The 20,344-nt window shown below is 43.2% G+C and carries 24 protein-coding genes; 18 read left to right on the top strand and 6 right to left on the bottom strand.

Annotation, left to right across the window (positions count from 1 at the left end; all coding sequences use genetic code 11):
- The first annotated feature begins 94 nt into the window (after window positions 1-94).
- The 4 genes from NLZ44_RS15400 (at window position 95) to NLZ44_RS15385 (ending at window position 2,726) form a co-directional block, all read left to right on the top strand.
- Complete coding sequence (locus NLZ44_RS15400) at window positions 95-334, top strand: hypothetical protein (protein WP_493750358.1); 240 nt, start codon at window positions 95-97, stop codon at window positions 332-334.
- A complete protein-coding gene (gene vapC, locus NLZ44_RS15395) occupies window positions 331-732 on the top strand; it encodes a type II toxin-antitoxin system tRNA(fMet)-specific endonuclease VapC (RefSeq protein ID WP_111893776.1) in 402 nt (133 codons plus the stop codon). Before NLZ44_RS15400 ends, vapC begins: the two co-directional genes overlap by 4 nt.
- Window positions 733-879: 147 nt before the next feature.
- Window positions 880-1,239 carry a hypothetical protein gene (locus tag NLZ44_RS15390; RefSeq protein WP_008053709.1) on the top strand — a complete coding sequence of 120 codons (360 nt, stop codon included), beginning with the start codon at window positions 880-882 and terminating at the stop codon, window positions 1,237-1,239.
- Between the two features lie 29 nt (window positions 1,240-1,268).
- Window positions 1,269-2,726, top strand: a complete 1,458-nt coding sequence (locus NLZ44_RS15385) for a hypothetical protein (RefSeq protein ID WP_493750357.1) — start codon at window positions 1,269-1,271, stop codon at window positions 2,724-2,726.
- Window positions 2,727-2,763: 37 nt separating this feature from the next.
- Here NLZ44_RS15385 and NLZ44_RS15380 read toward each other — a convergent pair whose 3' ends face one another.
- The 4 genes from NLZ44_RS15380 to pgl form a co-directional block, all read right to left on the bottom strand.
- Entirely contained in the window at window positions 2,764-3,192 is a 429-nt protein-coding gene (locus NLZ44_RS15380) for an FHA domain-containing protein (RefSeq protein WP_493750356.1), read from the bottom strand.
- 302 nt (window positions 3,193-3,494) lie between these two features.
- Window positions 3,495-4,196, bottom strand: a complete 702-nt coding sequence (locus tag NLZ44_RS15375; RefSeq protein WP_493750355.1) for a PRC-barrel domain-containing protein — start codon at window positions 4,194-4,196, stop codon at window positions 3,495-3,497.
- A 132-nt stretch (window positions 4,197-4,328) separates the two neighbouring features.
- Window positions 4,329-5,162, bottom strand: coding sequence for a double zinc ribbon and FHA domain-containing protein (locus tag NLZ44_RS15370; RefSeq protein ID WP_493750354.1), 834 nt, complete (start codon window positions 5,160-5,162; stop codon window positions 4,329-4,331).
- A gap of 79 nt (window positions 5,163-5,241) precedes the next feature.
- Window positions 5,242-5,967 carry a 6-phosphogluconolactonase gene (gene pgl / locus NLZ44_RS15365; protein ID WP_493753009.1) on the bottom strand — a complete coding sequence of 242 codons (726 nt, stop codon included), beginning with the start codon at window positions 5,965-5,967 and terminating at the stop codon, window positions 5,242-5,244.
- A 689-nt stretch (window positions 5,968-6,656) separates the two neighbouring features.
- Here pgl and NLZ44_RS15360 point away from each other — a divergent pair.
- The 5 genes from NLZ44_RS15360 to NLZ44_RS15340 all read left to right on the top strand — a co-directional run bounded on the left by NLZ44_RS15360 (window position 6,657) and on the right by NLZ44_RS15340 (window position 13,147).
- Window positions 6,657-6,959: a hypothetical protein gene (locus NLZ44_RS15360; RefSeq protein ID WP_493750353.1), complete on the top strand. Its 303-nt coding sequence runs from the start codon at window positions 6,657-6,659 to the stop codon at window positions 6,957-6,959.
- A 238-nt stretch (window positions 6,960-7,197) separates the two neighbouring features.
- On the top strand, window positions 7,198-9,585 hold the full coding sequence (locus tag NLZ44_RS15355; protein ID WP_493750352.1) for an ATP-binding cassette domain-containing protein: 2,388 nt from the start codon (window positions 7,198-7,200) through the stop codon (window positions 9,583-9,585).
- A gap of 180 nt (window positions 9,586-9,765) precedes the next feature.
- Window positions 9,766-10,920 carry an AAA family ATPase gene (locus NLZ44_RS15350; RefSeq protein ID WP_231296330.1) on the top strand — a complete coding sequence of 385 codons (1,155 nt, stop codon included), beginning with the start codon at window positions 9,766-9,768 and terminating at the stop codon, window positions 10,918-10,920.
- Complete coding sequence (locus tag NLZ44_RS15345) at window positions 10,914-11,444, top strand: DUF4276 family protein (RefSeq protein ID WP_493750351.1); 531 nt, start codon at window positions 10,914-10,916, stop codon at window positions 11,442-11,444. Before NLZ44_RS15350 ends, NLZ44_RS15345 begins: the two co-directional genes overlap by 7 nt.
- A 149-nt stretch (window positions 11,445-11,593) precedes the next feature.
- On the top strand, window positions 11,594-13,147 hold the full coding sequence (locus NLZ44_RS15340; protein WP_493750350.1) for an FAD-dependent oxidoreductase: 1,554 nt from the start codon (window positions 11,594-11,596) through the stop codon (window positions 13,145-13,147).
- Window positions 13,148-13,238: 91 nt separating this feature from the next.
- Here NLZ44_RS15340 and psaK read toward each other — a convergent pair whose 3' ends face one another.
- Window positions 13,239-13,487: a photosystem I reaction center subunit PsaK gene (gene psaK / locus NLZ44_RS15335; RefSeq protein WP_006623816.1), complete on the bottom strand. Its 249-nt coding sequence runs from the start codon at window positions 13,485-13,487 to the stop codon at window positions 13,239-13,241.
- 168 nt (window positions 13,488-13,655) lie between these two features.
- On the bottom strand, window positions 13,656-14,312 hold the full coding sequence (locus NLZ44_RS15330; protein ID WP_493750349.1) for a class I SAM-dependent methyltransferase: 657 nt from the start codon (window positions 14,310-14,312) through the stop codon (window positions 13,656-13,658).
- A 103-nt stretch (window positions 14,313-14,415) separates the two neighbouring features.
- Here NLZ44_RS15330 and hemH point away from each other — a divergent pair, with 103 nt between their 5' ends.
- The 9 genes from hemH to NLZ44_RS15285 all read left to right on the top strand — a co-directional run bounded on the left by hemH (window position 14,416) and on the right by NLZ44_RS15285 (window position 20,277).
- Window positions 14,416-15,579 (top strand): ferrochelatase, encoded by a 1,164-nt coding sequence (gene hemH / locus NLZ44_RS15325; protein WP_006668453.1) that lies wholly within the window; start codon window positions 14,416-14,418, stop codon window positions 15,577-15,579.
- An 80-nt stretch (window positions 15,580-15,659) separates the two neighbouring features.
- Window positions 15,660-16,100: an urease accessory protein UreE gene (gene ureE, locus NLZ44_RS15320; RefSeq protein ID WP_008053680.1), complete on the top strand. Its 441-nt coding sequence runs from the start codon at window positions 15,660-15,662 to the stop codon at window positions 16,098-16,100.
- A gap of 32 nt (window positions 16,101-16,132) precedes the next feature.
- A complete protein-coding gene (locus NLZ44_RS15315) occupies window positions 16,133-16,816 on the top strand; it encodes an urease accessory protein UreF (RefSeq protein WP_493750348.1) in 684 nt (227 codons plus the stop codon).
- 29 nt (window positions 16,817-16,845) lie between these two features.
- Window positions 16,846-17,604: a TIGR04283 family arsenosugar biosynthesis glycosyltransferase gene (locus NLZ44_RS15310; protein ID WP_493750347.1), complete on the top strand. Its 759-nt coding sequence runs from the start codon at window positions 16,846-16,848 to the stop codon at window positions 17,602-17,604.
- A 129-nt stretch (window positions 17,605-17,733) separates the two neighbouring features.
- The gene (locus NLZ44_RS15305) at window positions 17,734-18,219 is read left to right on the top strand and encodes a photosystem I reaction center protein subunit XI (protein ID WP_111890726.1); all 486 of its coding nucleotides are present in this window, start codon (window positions 17,734-17,736) and stop codon (window positions 18,217-18,219) included.
- Window positions 18,220-18,315: 96 nt separating this feature from the next.
- Window positions 18,316-18,432 (top strand): photosystem I reaction center subunit VIII, encoded by a 117-nt coding sequence (locus NLZ44_RS15300; RefSeq protein WP_006618478.1) that lies wholly within the window; start codon window positions 18,316-18,318, stop codon window positions 18,430-18,432.
- Window positions 18,433-18,596: 164 nt separating this feature from the next.
- Window positions 18,597-19,763 (top strand): calcium-binding protein, encoded by a 1,167-nt coding sequence (locus NLZ44_RS15295; protein WP_493750346.1) that lies wholly within the window; start codon window positions 18,597-18,599, stop codon window positions 19,761-19,763.
- A 7-nt stretch (window positions 19,764-19,770) separates the two neighbouring features.
- Window positions 19,771-19,914, top strand: a complete 144-nt coding sequence (locus NLZ44_RS15290) for a DUF8738 domain-containing protein (RefSeq protein ID WP_493753008.1) — start codon at window positions 19,771-19,773, stop codon at window positions 19,912-19,914.
- Window positions 19,915-20,013: 99 nt separating this feature from the next.
- Window positions 20,014-20,277 carry a hypothetical protein gene (locus tag NLZ44_RS15285; RefSeq protein WP_193520854.1) on the top strand — a complete coding sequence of 88 codons (264 nt, stop codon included), beginning with the start codon at window positions 20,014-20,016 and terminating at the stop codon, window positions 20,275-20,277.
- The last annotated feature ends 67 nt before the right edge of the window (window positions 20,278-20,344 follow it).

Here is a 20,344-nt window from a genome sequence, read left to right as displayed (position 1 = left end):
ACCCAACACGGAACCCAACCAGCAACCCAACCAGCAACCCAACCAGCAACCCAACAGCCAGCGATTGTAATTGATAATTGGAGGTAAACAACAGATGACAGCCCGAGAACAACTAATTAAAGCCATTGAAACCCTGCCAGAATCCCAGTTAGCTAAGGTTTTAGCCTATATTAATCAGGTCATAGCTGATGAGGGTAAAACGCCACAAAAAGACTCTGATTCCCAGGGATATTTTGATAACAATTGGTGGAATAACTTATCTGAGTTTACGCCGGACTTTTTAGAAGTTCGAGAACAACCTCAACTCCCGGCGCGAGAGGATATTTTTGAATGAAATTTTTGCTGGATACTAACATTTGCATTTATGTCATCAAACAAAAACCTCTGAGGGTTAAGGAGCGATTGCAAACAATTGATACTACAGAAGTTGGGCTTTCTATCATTACTTTGGCAGAGCTAGAATATGGAGCAGCAAAGAGCCAAAACCCTCAGCGGAATCGAGAAACCTTAACTCGCTTTCGTTTGCCGTTTCAGATAGTCGGTTTCTCCCCAGAAGATGCTCAAAAATTTGGCGAAATTAGAGCCACTTTAGAACGACGAGGGCAACCCATTGGCAGTTATGATTTATTGATTGCCTCTCAAGCTGTCACTCGGGGACTGATATTAGTGACTAATAATATTAAAGAGTTCAGCCGGGTTGATGGTTTGAATCTGGAGAATTGGGTTGAGTGAAGCAGCAACCCAACCCAACACGGAACCCAACCCAAGAAGCCACAGCCAAAACCAAGTGGTAAAAAAGGGGGGTTTCTGTGTTAAAATGAGGTAAGACAGCTTAAATGCTGCCAGAAACAGGGTTTTCTAATCTAAGGAGATTGTACCATGAGCGATCGCATTCCGTCAGATTTCCTACAAATTATTGAAGACTTCCTCACCTGGCTGGAACAAGCAAAAACCGACCCCCAAAATTACCCGCAACTGTCGGAAAATCTACAAGCATTAGAAGACGAATTGACCGCCGCCGAGGATAAAACCTTAAAGCTGGCTAAAATCATTAAAGGCTGGTGTAACAAGCATCAAATCACCTTCAACCGAGAACAGTTAATAACTGTGCGCCTTCACATGGCTCAACAAGGGGATGAAATCCCGAAGCCAGCGGAGGGAGAACGCCCAGAAATTGTCTATAATAAGGCTTTATTAGTGGCTAGGGCGCGAGAGGCGAAAGAAGCAGCACAGTCTTAATCTGTTTAGCCAACTTAGCAGCCAGAAACATGAGCGATAAAATAGCCCCAATTTATGCCCCTAGTTTATATTGGTTCGCCTATCAATATCATCGAGGGTTAGTGACATCAAATGATGATACCCCCGCCCAAACTTTAGACGACATTAACCCCCAATGGGTGCGGGGAAAATATGGCAGTATTCTTAACAAGTTCGAGGTAGACTTACCGCTAGATATTCGGTTAGATGAACCCTCCAAAAATTTCGATTTGCTCATGGGGGCTGATGATAAAAGAGCTATCAAATTTTTTACCACCAAACAGGATTTGGAAGGGTTTATTTATCCTCAATGTCTCCATGATAGTTATGCCCTAAATCTGAATATTTACCAACCGGAAAACCCCGGACAAGATGAATATCAACTGGCGGATTTAGCTAAATTCAACCCGGGGAATTGCTTTAAACCGGAACCGGACTCGGCTGCCAATTTAGGGCAAACTCTGTTATTAAGTGCCTATTTAAACAGGACCAAACCGGAGCATATCCGCGACTTGGAACCCTTGGCTAGAGAGGGCTGGATTAAGTTTTTTCACCTGAAAAATGGGGAAAAATTACCCCGTCTCTATCGCGCTTATAATCTGCTGGGGGGATATCTCTACGAGTACGGTAGTCCGAAGGCGGATTTACAGGAAAATCCCTACGGTCATTTATTGACTTGGTTTCTATTTGAAGAAGAGCCAACTGTAATCCTGCAAAAGTGTTATTGGGAATTGCCGGAATTACTACTATATTATCACAAAATCGCCAAAAGTTTTCAAGATAGTCGGATTTATTACGATCGCGCCGATCGCATTGTGACGGAAAATGAAATCCAATTAAGTGAGTTACATCAAAACTATCTGAATCGGGAAAAAACGGAAACGCTGTCCGCCGCCGAATTGCAAAAGTTGAAAATCACGTTAAAAACGCTGCTGGCGACTTCCCTCAACTATTCTCAACAACTGCGAAATATGGAATATGCGCGCAATACGATCGCCATCAATAGCAAAAACTATCAAACGACCTTAGAACGCATGGAACAACTAGCGGACACCCCCCTAGAAGGTTGGCGGTTATTTTACGAAAAGGAAGCGATCGCCTTTCAGGAACAAATCCGCGCGGATTTAAACTATTTTAACCCCGGTTCCAACCTACTTAATCAAGCGATTGCGACGATTCGGGGATTAGTAGAAATTGACCAAGCGGAACGCGATCGCCACATACAAGAAAAGCAGCAACAACTAGAGGATCACATTCAGGCGTTGGGGGTAGGAATTGCTGGGGGTGCGATCGTTGCTTCCTGTAGCGGATTGTTATTTGAACAGCAACGGATGACCTTTCCCTGGGAAGCAGAATTTGGCAAATATCCCCATCCGTTTTTGAGTGCGATCGCTATCAGTAGCCTGATAGCTTATTTAGCCTTCAAAGCTGCTCAATATGGGATTAGAAAAAGGCGATCGCGATCGTGATTTGACCAGATTAAAGCTAGTTAAATTCCCTGAATGTTTAATCATCATCATCATCATCAAACTCGATCCGGGTGGTATGACCTGGGTCGGATTCCGTGATATCATTGGCTGCTAAATCTTCTAAATCGGGGATATCTAATTGCTTGTTGAGTTGAATATCATTAACAAGTTTTAAGCGAATTAAAAGCCGGGGTCCGGTATGTCCTAAACGGACTACCATACCATCTACAATTCGCCTCTTGTTAACCATCTGATTATTAACATAAGTGCCATTAGCACCAAAATTGACTAATTCCCATCCAGAGGTTTTATTCCACAATTCCAGATGATGTCTTGAAACCACGGCACTACCAATAATAACATCATTATCTTTCGAGCGACCAATACGCAAGATCGGTTTATCCTCAAAAGTCCAACGATGCAAAGGAAGAGGTCGGCTAGAATGAAGCAGGATGAGAGTAATCACACCAAAATTTAATAGGCAAAAAATATACAACAAAGTCCTGAAAAATAGATAACCAACCTACAAGTTATAGGAATTTTTGGCAATGTCTACCAAGTGTAAACTTGTCATCATATATCTAGTAAATTAGTACACCAAGACAGCCTGAAGGATTCAATAAGTAGGTGTCCAAAAATTCGCACTAAGCCCGCACAAATGATTTTATGAGAGCGGAAATTTTCAGTTCTATGATGTGCCTATTGTCGGAATTGTTCCCACCTACTTAGTGATCTAATTTAGCTATTATGGCTGGCTATAATCCTTATCTAGGGATTTTCGGCATCAGTAGTGTCGGATGATTTAGTATCCTCCTTGTCCAAGTTTTGATCAGCACTATCTGATGAGGATTTCCCTAACTTTTGGGCCTCTTTTTTTAAGCGGTCCAGGTCGCTGAGGGTATTTTCAAAATCCTCCTGTAAAAATTCCGCCGCCTGACCAATTTTTTGATCCAAGCCTTCTGTATACTGGGGCGGATTTTCAACCATTGATTCCGACACAATTACTCGCTTACTACCCGCACTGGTCATGGCTGATGCTGGCATAATATAGACTCCCTGTAAAATGCCTCGCAAACCACCATCAGTTTTGAACAAATAATTAGTCACTGTACCCGTATCATTTTTAATTAGATAGTCAACCAGAACCCCCACTTTTTTACCAGCATTAGTCCACACTTCATGATTAATGCTAGAATCAGCATTTTCTGGCAATATAAAATTACCCTCCTCTGAGGATTTATTCACCAGAACAGCATCGACCCCAATAGTCTCAATTTGTTGCCAACTAAATGCCCGTTTTTTGCCTCCCACTGGTAACATTCCTGACTTGGTAGTGAAGCCTATCACTTGGTTGGAGTTCAGATCTGCTGCTATTTCTTCGATGTGGCCTAATTGTTCGACACTTTGGCGATCGAGGACTAGGCGACCGATTAGGTCACTACGTTTGATGATTCCTTTCTTAGCGTTCATAGCCAATTTTTCCTTTTACAGTTACAGCCATTATTAATTGTAACATAATTGTTGACAAAGCACAGCCAATGTGTTAAAAATTATCCCGGTTTCCAGTTAGTTTTGAGTGGCTGGCAATTGACGGGTCAGGTCTTAGGACAACTGAAAAATAAACGACACCAGATCCCCTTTACCTAAAGCGATGCGATCGCCTGGTCGCAACCGATGACGGTTTCCTTTTGGCAGAGGAATATTGTTAATATATGTTCCGTTAGAACTACCCACATCCTCAATATAATAGGCATCGCCTTCTAGGCGAATATTAGCATGGGTTCGCGAAACGATTTCCGCATTAGTAAACCCAGAAACATCTATATCCGGGGGAACTAGATCATTAGGTTTACCAATATGAATCACGGGTAAGTTTTGGGGGATTTCTAGGGCAGTTGTACTTTGAACATGAATCAATTTAGCAGTTTGTTGCTGAAGTTGGGTGGCGTGAGTTCCCCCAGTAGCCACTGCTGGAGAAGGTGAGAATATAGGGTCTGGCTGTGGTGGGACTGTTGACTGAGTTGGGGGTTGTACTACTGGCTCTGGCTCTGGCTCTGGCTCTGGGTCGGGGTCTGGCTGAGGTGGCGGGAAAGATGGACTAGGACTAGCAACGGGTGAGGGACTCGATTTTTGTAAATTCACAGCCGAATTAGAACCAGATGCTACTGTGGGGACCTCTTCATCTGGTAAAGGGTCAGGAAATACCAAATCTGGTAGCGGCGGAACTACTGTCGGAATTAAATCAGGGTTCTGGTTTTCTTCACCGTCTGGGGTCGGTAGCAAATTATAACCACACTGACCGCAGAAAGAAGCATCGGCTTGGACTGTTGCGCCACAATTGGGACAACTGGTGGTCGTGGGAAGGGGAGTATAACAAGATTCGCACTGAGTTGCGCCCTCTGGGTTCTGATGATTACAGTTTGGACAGACAATCATAGAGTTCTCCTTACGCTATCGAAAGCGATCGCACCATAGCTAACAATTAGATCCTAACCTAGCATCAGTCTCTAAAATCTCAGCTTTTCTGGATTTCTTCTCCCGCCGCCGCATCAAGTAGCCACCAAAGTTCACCCTGGGGTTGAATGAAGCGACTGGGGTAGGCGTTTGCATCCCCTGTGGGGGCAAAAACTTCAGCCAAAGCCGATCGCTTACTAGCCCCGGCTACCAGGAAGACGACACAATCAGCTTGATTGATTAGGGGAATGGTGAAGGTGATGCGAGGTTCACCGTCTTTATTGCCAACTGTTACTAGGCGATCGCACACTTGTAGTGCATCTGTAAAAGGAAACAGAGAGGCTGTATGGGCATCATCCCCCATTCCTAACAATATCATATCAAAACTGGGAAATTCTCCCGGAGTTACCCCAAAAAATTCTCGAATTTGGCGATCGTGGTTTTCTGCGTCTAGTTGAGGATTGCCACTACCTGTGGGCATAGGATGAATATTAGACTCTGGGAAGTTTACCCGATCTAACCAAGCACTGCGAGCCATTTTTTGGTTACTATCTGGGTGGTCTGGGGGTACATAGCGTTCATCTCCCCAGAAAATATGGATCTGGTCTAGGGGTAAATCTTGTTTGGCTAGGGCTTCATAAACTGGTTTGGGAGTCCCTCCCCCGGCTAAGGCTATGGTGAACCGATTTCGGCTTTTGATCGCCGCCTCCATTTGGCTGAGGATGATTTCTTGCGATCGCTCGACTATTTGGTCGCGGGTAGCTAAAACTTCGATTCTTTTGTGCATCATATCCTCAAAATCAGCTTTTACCACATCATAAAACCTTTTTCTGGCAAATCGTCAATTAGTTACCAGGTCTATCCTCACCGGGACAGTATAACCTCCGAAAAATCACGGATGCAAGATCACAAGTCATAGGTGTTTCATATCACAATCATATCTGATCAATTTCACCTGAACAAGGGCATAGTATCACGGTAAATAAGAGAGGTTTCGCACAATAATGAACATACAGGGCATAGTTTTTAGAGTTCATACCGATTTCAACCCAACTCTAACCCTTTAGTCCTCCCGCCCCTGATCTGTAAAGACTGAGGGCGATTTTATCAGAATTAAGCAGATGGATACTCAAATTGGTTACAAAAAACTAAAGTCTAATCCATTCACCACTTACCGTGACCCGATAAGCGGCAAATGGATCGTGATCAAGTCTGAGGAAAAAAAAACTCAAGCACAAGCGGCTTGAAGTGGCCAGAAACCTCAGAGTTAAACAATGGTCATGACAGTTGAAAGGTCGCCAAACACCTAGGTTGACATCTCGGTTATTATGCCAGTCTTTCTGGTTTTGGGTGACTACTACAGATCTAAATTTGATGGTTTTGGGAACTGTCACAGTTCAAATACTGTCACATACACTATCCCTAAGTTAATCATCCACTGGGTATATTACAGTTATCGAGTTCAAACAAAAAGCGATGACATCTACCATTTGTTCCCCTACCAACTCTCATGTTCAATCTAATTCTTGGCTGTATCTAATTGCCGATGAAGTTGATCACTTTACTGGAGATGATTGGTTGGCTTTGTGTCCAGATATTGACGAAGGCGAACTTTATCGCGACTGGTTTATCTGGTATGATGCCGATGTTAATAACACTTGGGAAGCCTACGACCACTTAACAGATGAACAAATTATTTCTCCTGATTTGGAGTGGATTAAGTCCCAAATTGATGCTATTGAAAATCGCCGACAACTGTCATATATTCATATAGCATAAACTTCTCTATTGGTGAAGAAAATTTTGATAAAACCCTATCAATTCTTGGGGATATTACCCCAGATTACTAAAATTATCCAACTGATTCAACCCTCGGCTACTTCCTTCGGTCCCCCTAATTCAGGGGGATTTTTAATTGTCCCTAGTCCCTAGTCCCCTGTCCATAGTCCCTGGTCTGTTAACTCAACAGGTGCATATATTTGCTATGCTGACCTGATAGGATTTGGGAGGTGTAGGGATGACGGGTTTAAATGGGAAGTCCAACTTATCTAAGAAGTCCCCCTATTTAGAATTAAACAATCAGGGACAAATTATCACCTTTGAATTGACCCAAAATCAGCATATTTTGGGGCGCGATCGCACCCGCGCTGACTTAGTAGTTCCCGAAACCTGGCGAGTGATTTCCGCCGGTCATCTAATGCTACGCCAAATCGGAGACACCTACCATATTTATGACGGAGACGGACAGCAACCTAGCACGAATGGTCTGTTTATTAACCATACTAGAATTACAGTTAAGGAAGGCTATCGACTAAGGAGTGGGGTGGAAATTACCATCGGTCAGAACCCGAAAAATCAGATGAGGTTGCGCTACTTTGACCCCAATAATCCTAGCAGTTCCCCATCTTCGGTTATTCCGGCTATTTCCCTAAAAGAGCGATCGGTGATGTTAGGTAGAGACTCCACCGCGACAGTGCAGTTAGATTCCCCTATTATATCACGATGTCATGGGATTATTGAACCCGATGACATGGGTCATTATATTTTAAATGATTATAGTGCTAATGGCATATTTGTTAATGGGAAAAGAATCCAGAAAGCCACCCGATTACTAGATGGCGATACCATAAGAATCGGTCCGTTTACCCTGATGCGCCAGGGGGATAATTTAGAAATCATGGATTTAGGCGATCGCATTAGATTAGATGCTCAAAGATTGCTGCGATTAGTTCGCGATCGTCGAGGGAAATCGAAGGTATTATTAAGTGATTTAACCTTCGCGATTGAACCGGGACAATTTGTAGCATTAGTGGGGGGAAGTGGTGCGGGAAAATCTACCCTAATGCGAACATTATTAGGTATCAGTGCGACTACTAAGGGTTCTGTTTATCTGAATGGTGACGAATTACAACAAAACTTTAATCTCTATCGTCATCAAATAGGTTATGTTCCCCAGGATGATATTATTCATCGAGACTTAACCGTGGGAGAAGTTCTCACCTATGCGGCTAAATTACGCTTACCCCCAGACGCAGATATTGAAGCCACAGTTACTAAAACTCTCTATGAAATAGAAATGCTCGATCGCCGTGATGTTATGGTGTCGCAACTTAGCGGCGGACAACGAAAACGGGTTAGTATCGGGGTGGAATTGTTAGCCGATCCTAAGTTATTTTTTCTTGATGAACCGACATCAGGACTTGATCCGGGGTTGGATAAAAAGATGATGGAATTGTTGCGTCGTTTGGCTAACCAAGGACGGACAGTGATTTTAGTTACCCACGCTACCGCCAATATGATGATGTGCGATCGGGTCGTGTTTTTAGGAAGGGGAGGAAGGTTATGTTATTTTGGACCCTCAGGGGAAGCCTTCGAGTTTTTTGATTTAGATACGGGAGATTTTGCCGATATTTATAATTTGTTGGAAGAGGGAGAAGCGATCGCTCAAGATTGGTCTTTACGGTTTCGCAAATCTCCCCAATTTCAGAATTATGTAGTTAATCATCTAACTGGGGGAGAAACACCCGAAAAACAGCGGCAACCTGCCACGCAAAAACTCGCCAATATTCCCCAACAATTATCAATTTTAACTCAACGCTATTGGCGGCTTATTAAGCGAGATCCGTTTAATTTATTGCTGAATTTGCTAACCGCGCCTGTGGGAATTTTATTGATTAGGTTAGCTATAGGCGATCGAGACCCCTTTATGGGCGATGCTGACATCAGTTTAGCATCTTTAGCGCGACAAGTGTTATTTGTTTTTACCTGTGCCGCTATCTGGGTGGGTTTATCTAGTTCTCTGCAAGAATTAGTGAAAGAAACCGCTATTTATACCCGCGAAAGGTTAGTAAATTTACGGATTGTTTCTTATTTAGGATCCAAATTCATTGTCTTATCAGGATTAGCCCTTTTACAAACCCTGTTCATGGTAGGGATAATTGCCATCTGCTTTCAATCTCCATCAACCCCTTTATTCCCATGGATGTTAGGGGTAAGTATTACCACCTTTTTGACCCTCATATCAGCCATGGGTTTAGGTGTGTTAGTATCCGCTTATGTGCAAAATAGCGCCCAGGCTAATAGTGCATTACCCCTGCTATTATTACCACAAATTATTTTTTCTGGGGTATTATTTCAAATGTCAGGAATTAGCCGAGTAGTTTCTTGGTTAATGGTCAGTCGCTGGTCTATGGGTGCTTATGGTTCCCTGGTCGATATAAATTCCCTAATTCCCCCACCCGTAACCCTCCCTGATGGCACAATTATTCCCCAACCCTTTGAGTTATCATCAGTTTATGAACCCACCTGGGAAAATTTATTATTAAATTGGGGTATATTGGGGTTACATTTATTGATTTATTGGGGATTAACTGCGATTATTCAGAAGCAAAAAGACATCATTTAGACTACTTACTATTTTACCATATACCCCGGCTAGGCTGCCAATCTTGGAGGATGGCTATAGTATGGCTACAGTAATCTCTCTGTCAAAATTGACCTAATTCTGGGATTTGTGTTATATTAGATCAAACCTATTTACCTATTTAAAAATTTAATGGTGTCCCAGTTTATTCATAGTCTAAAGTTGCGAAACTTGCTCTCCTACGGGAGTGATACAGAACCGCTTAAATTAGAGCCTTTAAATGTATTAATCGGTCGTAACGCTTCCGGTAAATCTAATTTAATCGAAGCCTTGGGGATTTTAAAAGCCACTCCTACAGATTTAACTACTCCCATTCGTCAAGGAGGAGGAATTAGTGATTTCCTGTGGAAAGGAACCCAAAAAATTCCTATAGCCGAAATTGACGCAACTATTGCACCCCTAGAAGGTTCAATGAATCTGCGCTACAGAATCAGTTTTACCGAAACTGGTCAGAGGTTAGAAATCATTGATGAAGCAATCGAAAATGAACAGCCTTATCCAGGAGAAAATGAACCATATTTTTTTTATCGTTATCAAGGGGGTCGTCCAGTTATCAATGAGGCTACCGAAGTTGATGGATACAAAAAAAGAGCCTTACGTCGAGAAACTCTGAGTCCCGAACAATCAGTTTTATCCCAAAGAAAAGATCCAGATATGTATCCTCAGTTAAGTTATCTGGCTGCTCAATTTGCACAGATTAATCTATATCGTAACTGGCAAATTGGCAGATATTCTGAACCCAGATTGGCTCAACAAACTGATTTACCTTCCCACCCAATATTAGAAGACATTAGTAACCTGGGATTGGTGTTAAATAACTTACAATATCAATTGGGAAGTCGGGAAATTATCGAGAATTTACAAAAATTTTACGAAGAAGCCGAGGAACTGATCATCAAAATTTATGGTGGTACAGTCCAGATATTTATTCGCGAAAAAGATTTAATTCAGCCGATCCCAGCTACTCGTCTTTCTGATGGTACACTGCGTTATTTATTTTTAATGGCTTTACTACTTGATCCGACACCAGGACCGATTTTATGTATAGAAGAACCCGAAATAGGTTTACATCCTGATATACTCCCAATGATTGCTGAAATGCTAATATCCGCCTCAGAAAGAACTCAACTGATTGTTACAACCCATTCTGATGCTTTAATATCAGCACTTCCGCCGGAGTCAGTATTAGTATGCGATCGCCATGAAAGTGGAAGTTTTATTCGTCGATTGGAAGCCGATAAACTCAAAAAATGGCTGGAAAACTACACTCTGGGAGACTTATGGAGAATGGGTGAAATTGGGGGAAATCGATGGTAAAGGAAATTCGCATTTATATTGAAGGTGGGGGAGATAGTAAAAATACTAAAGCTCGACTTAGAAGTAGTTTTAATCAGTGCTTTAGAGACTTGGTAAAAAAGGTTCGTGTTCGCCGGATCAAATGGAATATAATTATCTGTGGCTCGCGGAATAATGCCTATGAATGTTTTACCAAGGCTTTAGTAGATCATCCGAATTGTTGCAATATTTTATTAGTTGACTCAGAAGCACCTGTCACCAATAACAACCCATGGCAACATTTAAGAAATCGAGATCACTGGAATGATGCCCAAGTTAGCGATCGCTACTGTCATCTTATGGTACAAGCAATGGAGGCTTGGTTTATTGCTGATATTGATGCCTTAATTAAGTTCTACGGAAACGGATTTAGAAAAAACTTAATCCCTGACAATTCTCATGTGGAAATCATAGCCAAGGACAGATTACCAACTATTCTCAATGAAGCAACTCGTCATACCCAAAAAGGCAAATATCAGAAAATTGCTCATGGTTGCCAGCTTTGAGAAATCATAGACATTAACAAAGTTCGTGCTGCTTCTAGTTATGGCGATCGCTTTTTCAGAACTATGGAAGAAATTATCGCAGAATAGAGTTAGAATATGAATAATTATTCCCAGTGTATTATCAAACTTGAAGATAACTTGTAAACGCCATGTCTCTGACTCAACAAATTCTGTCGCAAATTCCGGGAAACCCTCTCACCGGACTACAAAACGCCGATCGCCTTTGGGAAGCTATCAAAAACCATAGCCTACCCATACCAGAAACCGTCACAGAAACCGATCAACCCCTTAACCAAATTGATTATGATGTCATAGTTTGTGGGGGAACATTAGGAATTATTATCGGTGCGACCTTAGCCAAAAAAGGATGGCGCGTCGCCGTCTGTGAACGCGGACAATTGAGGGGACGAGAACAAGAATGGAATATTTCCCGCCATGAACTTCAGGTATTTGAGCAATTAAATTTACTCTCTCCAGAAGAATTAGAAAATGCGATCGCCACTGAATATAACCCCGCTAGAATTAGCTTTCCTGACATTCCCGATATCTGGGTTAGAGATGTTCTTAATATTGGTGTTGACCCAGTTTATTTGCTAGAAACCATCAAAACCCGGTTTTTAGAAGCTGGCGGTCAACTCTTAGAAAATACCCCCTACCAAGCCGCCACCATTCACCCCAATGGAGTCACCGTAGAAACCGGAGTTAATCAAACTTTAACCAGCCGACTATTACTAGATGCAATGGGTCACTTTTCCCCCATTATCAAACAAGCCAGACAGGGAAAAACTCCTGATGCTGTTTGTTTAGTGGTCGGGACTTGCGCTACCGGATATCCTAGCAATGAAACCGGAGATATATTCGCTTCTTTTACTCCTGTGCAAAATCAATGTCAGTATTTTTGGGAGGCTTTCCCAGCCCGAGACGGACGCACTACCTATATGTTTAGTTATCTTGATGCACACCCAGCTAGACCCAGTTTAACAGACTTTTTTGAGGATTATTTAACCCTACTTCCTCAATATCAAAATGTGGAATTATCCCAGTTAAATTTTAAACGAGCCTTATTTGGTTTTTTCCCCTGTTATCGCCAGAGTCCCCTAGCAACTCCCTGGAATTCTATTATCCCCATTGGTGATAGTAGCGGTAGCCAGTCCCCTTTAAGTTTTGGTGGTTTTGGCGCAATGGTACGCCATCTGAATCGCTTAACTAACGGTATTGATGAAGCATTGAAAGCTAATATTTTGGATAGTAAATCTCTGGCTTTGTTACAACCATATCAACCCAGTTTGTCGGTGACTTGGTTATTTCAAAAATCTATGAGTGTCCCGATGGATAAAACCATTAATAGTCATAGTATTAATCAACTTCTCGCCGCCGTATTTCAGGATATGGAACGTTTGGGGGAACCAGTGCTTAAACCTTTTTTACAAGATGTTATTCAATTTCCCGCCTTAGCTAAAACTTTATTTACTACCGGAATTCTACACCCTGCTATTGTCTTAAAAGTGATTCCCCAGGTGGGGTTAGGAAATTTAGTTGATTGGACTATTCACTATTTGAATTTAGCCAGCTATAGTCTACTGTACCCTCTCGGAAAGTCTCTGAACCCTCTCACTCAAAAATTATCTGCTCAACAACAGTATTATATTCATCGCTGGGTTGATGCTTGGTGCTATGGTTCTGGGGGAGATTATCATAATTAATCTCCCATAAATAAAACCTCCTTTCCTGGTCTAATTTAGACTGAGGAAAGAAGGTATAAAAACCCTTGACAATCAGTGCCAAATCTAACTTTTAAAGTCCACCGACGTTAGCCAGTCCCAGAATTACACCAGCACCCAGGATATGACCTAAGCAAGCACTTCCAACTACAGCACCAGCACTCATACCAGCAATGGGGGTGGGTGCGCCTACGTTTTGTTGTTTAATGGTGAATTTACCAATAGCGATCGCCAAAACATTACAAACAATCATCACAATGGCAACATTGGGACTCCAGGGTAAAGTGCTAGGAGCCGCTGCAATTAAAGTTGAGTAAATCAATGGACTTCTCCTAATCTAAGGTTTAAACTTCAGCAGAATTGACAAATTTTACTATCTTTAAGTCCAAGTTTTTATCACAAAATTTTCGCAACTGCCTCAAAATGTAGCAATCCTTAATATTTCCACATATTTGTTAAAACTTGCTCCAAAAACTTAAACTTCTGTCAGTCAACTAGGCTTTTGGGCCTGAATAACTTGTAAACTCCCCCCAGCATAGAGACGAAAAGCAGTCCGGTCCGCCATGGGTGAGGAAAGATCCACTTGAAACCCCATAGAAGCCAGTAAGCCTTTTAAGTCGGTATCAATTAACTCCCAAGCGGTTTCCGTTTCAAACAACCATAGAAACATCGCCACACCCGGCCAAAATATGGGATTAGTTGGTTTATGGAAATCCACCAGAGTAAATATACCCCCTGGCTTGAGTACCCGGTAAACCTCCCTTAAAATTTGTTGTAACTGGTCGGGGGCCATCTCATGGAGGGCGGCGCTAGTATGGACTAAATCAAAAGTACAGTCCTCAAAAGGCATATTTTCGGCAAAGGCTTCCACATACTCAGCAGTGGGGACATTAGCCATGGCCCTAGAAAGCGATCGCCTTGATGCGTCCAAACCCGTGACTTGTTGCGAGTATTGTGCGATAATCTGGGTAGCCTGTCCGCTGCCACAACACAAATCTAACACCCGCGTTTCTGGGGTGATAGACAAACCCTCTAAGGCCAGGCGGCGAAACCGACTTTCACCACCTACAGCCAAAGCAGCCACGGCGGAAATCCCATCATACAGCCACTGATAGCGATAGCTTAACGGTCTCAGAAATGTTGCCATCAATCAAAAATCCTTAACTTCTGCTATAGACTTTGATCCTATTGATATAATATCTTGTTAAAATGGGTAACAAAAATTAGAGTCTGGGAACCTGTTAAGCGCCATGGGAAGAGTTGGAGTCTTACTATTGAATCTAGGCGGACCTGAACAATTAGAGGATGTCCGCCCCTTTCTGTACAATCTATTTTCCGATCCAGAAATTATCCGGCTGCCATTTACTTGGCTGCAAAAACCTCTAGCCTGGATGATTGCCACCATGCGCCACACAAAATCCCAGGAAAATTATAAAGAAATTGGGGGTGGGTCTCCACTGCGAAGGATTACCGAAGAACAGGCGGTCGCCCTGGAAGAAAAACTTGGGGAAAAAGGTAATAATGCTCAGGTATATGTGGGAATGCGCTACTGGCATCCCTTTACCGAGGAAGCATTGGCTAAAATTAAGCGCGATCGCATTGACGAATTAGTGATTCTCCCCCTATATCCGCAATTTTCCATTAGCACCAGTGGTTCTAGTTTTAGGCTGCTTGAGAGGATTTGGGAAGATGACCCGGAACTACAAAAAATTGATTATACAGTGGTTCCCTCCTGGTATCAGCGATCGGGATATTTACAAGCTATGGCGCAACTAATCGCCCAGGAACTTGATCACTGTCCTAACCCTGATCAAGTCCATATTTTCTTCAGCGCCCACGGAGTCCCCCTTAAATATGTTGAGGAAGCCGGAGACCCCTATCAGGCTGAGATTGAAAGGTGTACTGAGTTGATTATGAAAACTCTTAACCGCCCTAACCCCCACACCCTGGCCTATCAAAGCCGCGTTGGTCCGGTGGAATGGCTAAAACCTTACACCGAAGAGGCTATCCCTGAATTAGCACAGCAAGGGGTCGAGGATTTATTGGTTGTACCGATTAGTTTTGTATCCGAACATATCGAAACTCTCCAAGAAATTGATATGGAGTATCGGGAATTAGCCGAAGAGTCCGGGATTAAGAATTTTTACCGGGTTCCGGCTTTGAACACTCATCCGGTTTTTATTAATGATTTGGCTGATATGGTGGTTGAGGCTTTAGAAAGTCCTAGTGTTCATTTCTCGGAAGTGGTGCGCCCCAGCAAACGGGTCAAAATGTATCCCCAGGAACGTTGGGAATGGGGTATGACTACAGCAGCGGAAGTCTGGAATGGTCGCTTGGCTATGATTGGAATTGTCGCTGTGATTGTCGAATTGATTACTGGTCAGGGACCTTTGCACTTTATCGGTTTGCTTTAGCAAAGTTGGGAAGGCTTATCCCCCTGATTCAAAAGGCGGATAAGCGTCCCCTAGTCCGAAATTACTTGGTGGTGACCATCATGTTGGTTTTTACTCAAAAATTAGCACCGGATCTCGATCGCATACCGGACTGGACGATCGCCCTAACAGCGGAACAACGCACTAAGACTAGACAACATATTGATATCCCCGGCGGCGATCGCATGACTTTATGTTTGGATCGTGGTGTGAATATCTCCGAGGGCGATCGCCTAATTTCCGAAACCGGGGATAAAGTTGTAGCTATTGTCGCCCAACCAGAACCCGTCATCACAGTTACAGCCCAGACTAATTTAGATCTCATTCGCGCCGCCTATCATTTGGGCAATCGTCATGTTCCCCTAGAAATTACCAGCCAGTATTTGCGCCTGGAACCTGATGGAGTTTTAGCAGATTTACTGATTAAGTTAGGATGCCATGTCACCCAGGAAATCGCCCCATTTTACCCCGACAGGGGAGCCTACCATGGGCATGATCATTAATTGGATAAGAGAAAGGAGGGAAGAGACAGGCTTTGATTTTACCATTATTACAACTATCTAGTCCGGCGTTGCCTTTGGGTGCTTATAGCTATTCTGATGGATTAGAAACTCTGGTGGAAAGCGGATCTATCGCCAACGCCGAAAACCTGAATCACTGGTTAATTCAAGATCTCAATTATGGCGCGATTCGTCTGGAAGCCGCCCTAATGATGAGAGCATTTCAGAGTTTTATCAATCAAGATTTAGCCAGTATATGTCATTGGAATAGTTGGTTAAGTGCCAGTAAAGAAACATCAGAATTGCGTCTGCAAAGCTGGCAGATGGGTAACTCTCTTTTGGCACTAATGGGGGAAATCTACCAGGCAAATAATGGCGATCATGATTATTTTCAATACATAAAATCAGCCATTGATCAGCCTTGTAATTATGCGATCGCCTTTGGAATTACCGCCGCCCATAGCCAGATAGACCCCCAAACAGCCCTACTGGGATATCTGCATAGTTGGGCTACCCATATCGTCGGTGCCGGAGTCAAACTCATTCCATTAGGTCAAACCATCGGACAAAAACTGCTCTGGCAACTTTCCCCAACTCTCACCGAAATTAGCCAGCAAATACTGATGTTAAACGATGATGATTTAGTTAGCTGTAGTTGGGGATTAGGATTAGCAAGCATGGCTCACGAAATCCAGTATACCCGTCTGTTTCGCAGTTGATATATAATGCTACCAGTAATTAGAAACAGATGACTATTTTCGAGCCAGGAACCCCTAGATTGACCCAACCCCATAGCGATCGCCATATTGCCAACATTCCCCAAATATCAATTATTATCCCCGTCCTCAATGAAGCGCAAACCCTCCCCCATACCCTCAAGCAATTGCAGGGTATCAAAGGCATTCAAGTAATTGTAGTTGATGGTGGCAGTCAAGATGAAACCGTTACCATCGCCCAATCTTTCAGCGTCCAAGTCATCACCACAGCAGCCGGGAAAGCCCGACAAATGAACGCAGGAGCCGCGATAGCCACCGGAGATACTATCCTCTTCTTGCACGGTGACACCCAGCTTCCCGACGCTTTTAACCATTGGATAGAGCAAATTCTCCGTCAACCTGAGATTATCGCGGGAGCCTTTGAACTGGAAATCGCCGCCCCCATGTTACCACTGCGTTGGGTGGAATTCGGGGTAAAAATGCGATCGCATTATTGTCAACTCCCCTACGGCGACCAAGCCTTATTTATGAAAACCCAAACCTTTAGGGATATTGGCGGTTTTCCCAATTTACCAATTATGGAAGACTTTGCACTCGTGCGGCAACTACAGAAACGGGGCAAAATTGCGATCGCCCCAGTCCCAGTCATCACCTCAGCCAGGCGCTGGGAGCAAATTGGCATCCTCCAAACCACCCTAATTAACCAAATCGTCATTATCGGTTACCTTCTCCGTATTCCCAGCCCCACCCTCTCCCAGTGGTATCGGGCCAGAAAACGTAAAAATTTATGAACTTTTAGGATTATATGTGAACTTTTTTAACGCTAACTCCCATTTTTGTCGATAGTTTGCACAGGGCTGCTTAAAATATGAGCTTAACACCTGAACTCAAGATTTTAAGCGAACAGGAGAAAAATCAGTATGCCTCAAGCAACGGATCAAGGGTTGATTCAAGCCTACAACGGCGATCCCTTTGTAGGTCATCTATCCACCCCCATTAGTGATTCCGCCTTCACCCGCACCTTTATCGGCAACCTTCCCGCCTACCGTCCCGGTCTGTCTCCTCTTCTGCGAGGCTTAGAAATCGGTATGGCTCACGGTTACTTTATCGGTGGTCCCTGGGTTAAATTGGGAACCCAACGCGGCACTGAGTTCGCCAACCTCAATGGCCTGATTTGTGGCTTGGCTATGTTACTGATTGCCACAGCCTGTTTAGCCGCTTACGGTTTGGTAACTTTCCAAGGGGATAAATCCGAAGAAGGTGATTCCCTGCAAAGCGCCGCAGGTTGGAGCCAATTCGCTGGTGGATTTTTCATCGGCGGTATGGGAAGTGCATTTTTGGCATTTTTCTTGTTAGAAAACTTTGCTGTTGTTGATGCAATCTTTAGAGGTTTTGTCAATAATTAATCAGCACGATTCTGACTGAATTTTCACACAAATATCAGTCTGTCGGTTTTTTTGTGCAACATTAACCTGAACTTTTGAAATTAGGAGACCTATAGCATGACTGGTGATTACGCTGCTTCCTTCCTGCCTTGGATTTTGATTCCTGTTGTTTGCTGGTTGATGCCTGCAGTTTTGATGGGTTTGCTGTTCATCCATATTGAAAGCGACGCCTAATATCAACCCCATGACCTAAACCGCTTAATCCTCCGCCTTTTGGTGGGGGATTTTTGGTGACTGATAGCCGGAATACTTAACTATATAATTATCAGAACTTTGACGATTTCAGGAAGTCCATGATAGCCTGACGGCGACAACTGTTGAATTATCCAAGAATTATCATGACTCCATCAGAATTAGGACTGGAAGCCTTGATGTCATCACAGCCAGGTCTGAATATCAGTCTGGAAGGCTTAAATAATACCATCCAATTTGGCACTGTAGCTAATGATACAATTGATGGCAGTGTTGGCGGTGGCAATAATCAGATCTACGGATTAGAGGGAAATGATGTCTTATTAGCAGGCAATAATGATATCCTGTATGGTGGGTTAGGTTCTGATATCCTAGACGCATCAACTGGCAGCAATAACCAATTATTTGGCGGTCAAGGAGACGATGTATTAATTGGTGGCATTCGTAGCCAACTGTTTGGAGACTTGGGGGATGATCAATTATTTGCTGGAATTGATGGCGACACTCTGACAGGTGGCCCAGGTTCTGACCAGTTTTGGATTTTAAATAACGGCAATTTCCCCATTAATCCCAGTGTAATTACTGATTTTGAACCCGGAGTTGATGTCATTGGTTTAGATGATCCTACTCTCAGTTTTGAACGGCTGACACTCACTGAAGTTAACCCTGATATAGTCATTAGTTTAGATGGCGTACCCCTGACCATAGTATTAGGAAAAACAGCGGCTGAGTTAACAGCAGATAACTTTGTATTTGCTTCGTCCCCTCTCAGCGAGGACTTGATTACCTATCCCTTATTCTGGCAAGGAATTTTCGGCTATACCGCCATCGGAGAATTTAGTTATGATAGCAGTTTTGAGGGAACCATAGTTACCCGTGATCAACTCAGTGATCTACAAATAACCTTCTTTGACCCTGATGGGAACCCCATACAAAGTTTTGACTACGATTTTCCGCTTCCTCCCACCAGTGAATTGAATTTCAACTTTGACACTACCACCACTACCATTTTGCAAACTGGCAACTTTAACGAACCTGATGGATTGGATTTGGGGGTAGAATTTAACCTGGAAACAGGTATAGACTTCATCACCTTTTTACAACCGCCAGACTTTCCCGAAGCAGTTATCTTTTTAGAAGAAGTAGTGGTTCCCGGTTCTGATGCTGATTTGATTGGACTGGATGAGGGAGGTATGTTAACTGTTATTGGTCTCGAAGTTGTCCAAGGTGTTTTGGCGGCAGCATCCCAACAGTTCATGTTACCAGATTCTGAATTGAGAATCATGGAGGCTCAACCAGCATTATGGCACTGATGGTTGCCTGGGATTACCGGAAGATGGTGCTTTTTGTACTTTAGCGATTGTCCCTGGGTGGAAGGTGAAAGTAACGGACGGCGCAAATGAATTGGTTTATCGTACCAATGAATCAGGTTCGTTGGTCAAATTGGATATGTCGGCTAGTTGAATTTAACTCGATCCTAACTTCTGCTATTTTGGTTTTATCCTGAATGGCTGTCCTGGTGGCTGCAATAGACTAACAGTTGACCACCAGGGAGAAGTTACCATGAGACGTTCAAACCGTGATAGAATTCGCTACGATCGCACCGAAATCGAAGGAAAAAATATCCATATTCACGTGGATCTTAACTCTGACCCTCGTTATCGATACGACTACGATTATGAGTCTCAAGGGTTGGGATCGGTTGGGTTTTTGTTTTTGTTACTGACAGCGTTAGTTATTTTTGTCGGTAGTTATGGCGGTCCAGATACTTACGCCGTCCCCGATTTTGACCTATCGCCAATTTTGCCTCAGTCTACTTCTAAATAGTGGGAAAAGTTGCACTAATCTGATTACCGGCTTCCCCGGCTGTAAATTTGCTATAAATCCCCCCAGA

It is taken from the genome of Arthrospira sp. PCC 9901, assembly GCF_059013425.1.
The sequence above is the reverse complement of the archived record's forward strand: the minus strand, read 5'-3'. Positions and strand labels throughout refer to the sequence as shown.

Bases quoted from the DNA above. Each gene is read 5' to 3' on its own strand.
- NLZ44_RS15400 (WP_493750358.1), top strand. From the start codon at position 95: ATGACAGCCCGAGAACAACTAATTAAAGCCATTGAAACCCTGCCAGAA.
- vapC (WP_111893776.1), top strand. From the start codon at position 331: ATGAAATTTTTGCTGGATACTAACATTTGCATTTATGTCATCAAACAA.
- NLZ44_RS15390 (WP_008053709.1), top strand. From the start codon at position 880: ATGAGCGATCGCATTCCGTCAGATTTCCTACAAATTATTGAAGACTTC.
- NLZ44_RS15385 (WP_493750357.1), top strand. From the start codon at position 1,269: ATGAGCGATAAAATAGCCCCAATTTATGCCCCTAGTTTATATTGGTTC.
- NLZ44_RS15375 (WP_493750355.1), bottom strand. From the start codon at position 4,196: ATGAACGCTAAGAAAGGAATCATCAAACGTAGTGACCTAATCGGTCGC.
- NLZ44_RS15370 (WP_493750354.1), bottom strand. From the start codon at position 5,162: ATGATTGTCTGTCCAAACTGTAATCATCAGAACCCAGAGGGCGCAACT.
- pgl (WP_493753009.1), bottom strand. From the start codon at position 5,967: ATGCACAAAAGAATCGAAGTTTTAGCTACCCGCGACCAAATAGTCGAG.
- NLZ44_RS15360 (WP_493750353.1), top strand. From the start codon at position 6,657: ATGACATCTACCATTTGTTCCCCTACCAACTCTCATGTTCAATCTAAT.
- NLZ44_RS15355 (WP_493750352.1), top strand. From the start codon at position 7,198: ATGACGGGTTTAAATGGGAAGTCCAACTTATCTAAGAAGTCCCCCTAT.
- NLZ44_RS15345 (WP_493750351.1), top strand. From the start codon at position 10,914: ATGGTAAAGGAAATTCGCATTTATATTGAAGGTGGGGGAGATAGTAAA.
- NLZ44_RS15340 (WP_493750350.1), top strand. From the start codon at position 11,594: ATGTCTCTGACTCAACAAATTCTGTCGCAAATTCCGGGAAACCCTCTC.
- NLZ44_RS15330 (WP_493750349.1), bottom strand. From the start codon at position 14,312: ATGGCAACATTTCTGAGACCGTTAAGCTATCGCTATCAGTGGCTGTAT.
- hemH (WP_006668453.1), top strand. From the start codon at position 14,416: ATGGGAAGAGTTGGAGTCTTACTATTGAATCTAGGCGGACCTGAACAA.
- ureE (WP_008053680.1), top strand. From the start codon at position 15,660: ATGTTGGTTTTTACTCAAAAATTAGCACCGGATCTCGATCGCATACCG.
- NLZ44_RS15310 (WP_493750347.1), top strand. From the start codon at position 16,846: ATGACTATTTTCGAGCCAGGAACCCCTAGATTGACCCAACCCCATAGC.
- NLZ44_RS15305 (WP_111890726.1), top strand. From the start codon at position 17,734: ATGCCTCAAGCAACGGATCAAGGGTTGATTCAAGCCTACAACGGCGAT.
- NLZ44_RS15300 (WP_006618478.1), top strand. From the start codon at position 18,316: ATGACTGGTGATTACGCTGCTTCCTTCCTGCCTTGGATTTTGATTCCT.
- NLZ44_RS15295 (WP_493750346.1), top strand. From the start codon at position 18,597: ATGACTCCATCAGAATTAGGACTGGAAGCCTTGATGTCATCACAGCCA.
- NLZ44_RS15285 (WP_193520854.1), top strand. From the start codon at position 20,014: ATGAGACGTTCAAACCGTGATAGAATTCGCTACGATCGCACCGAAATC.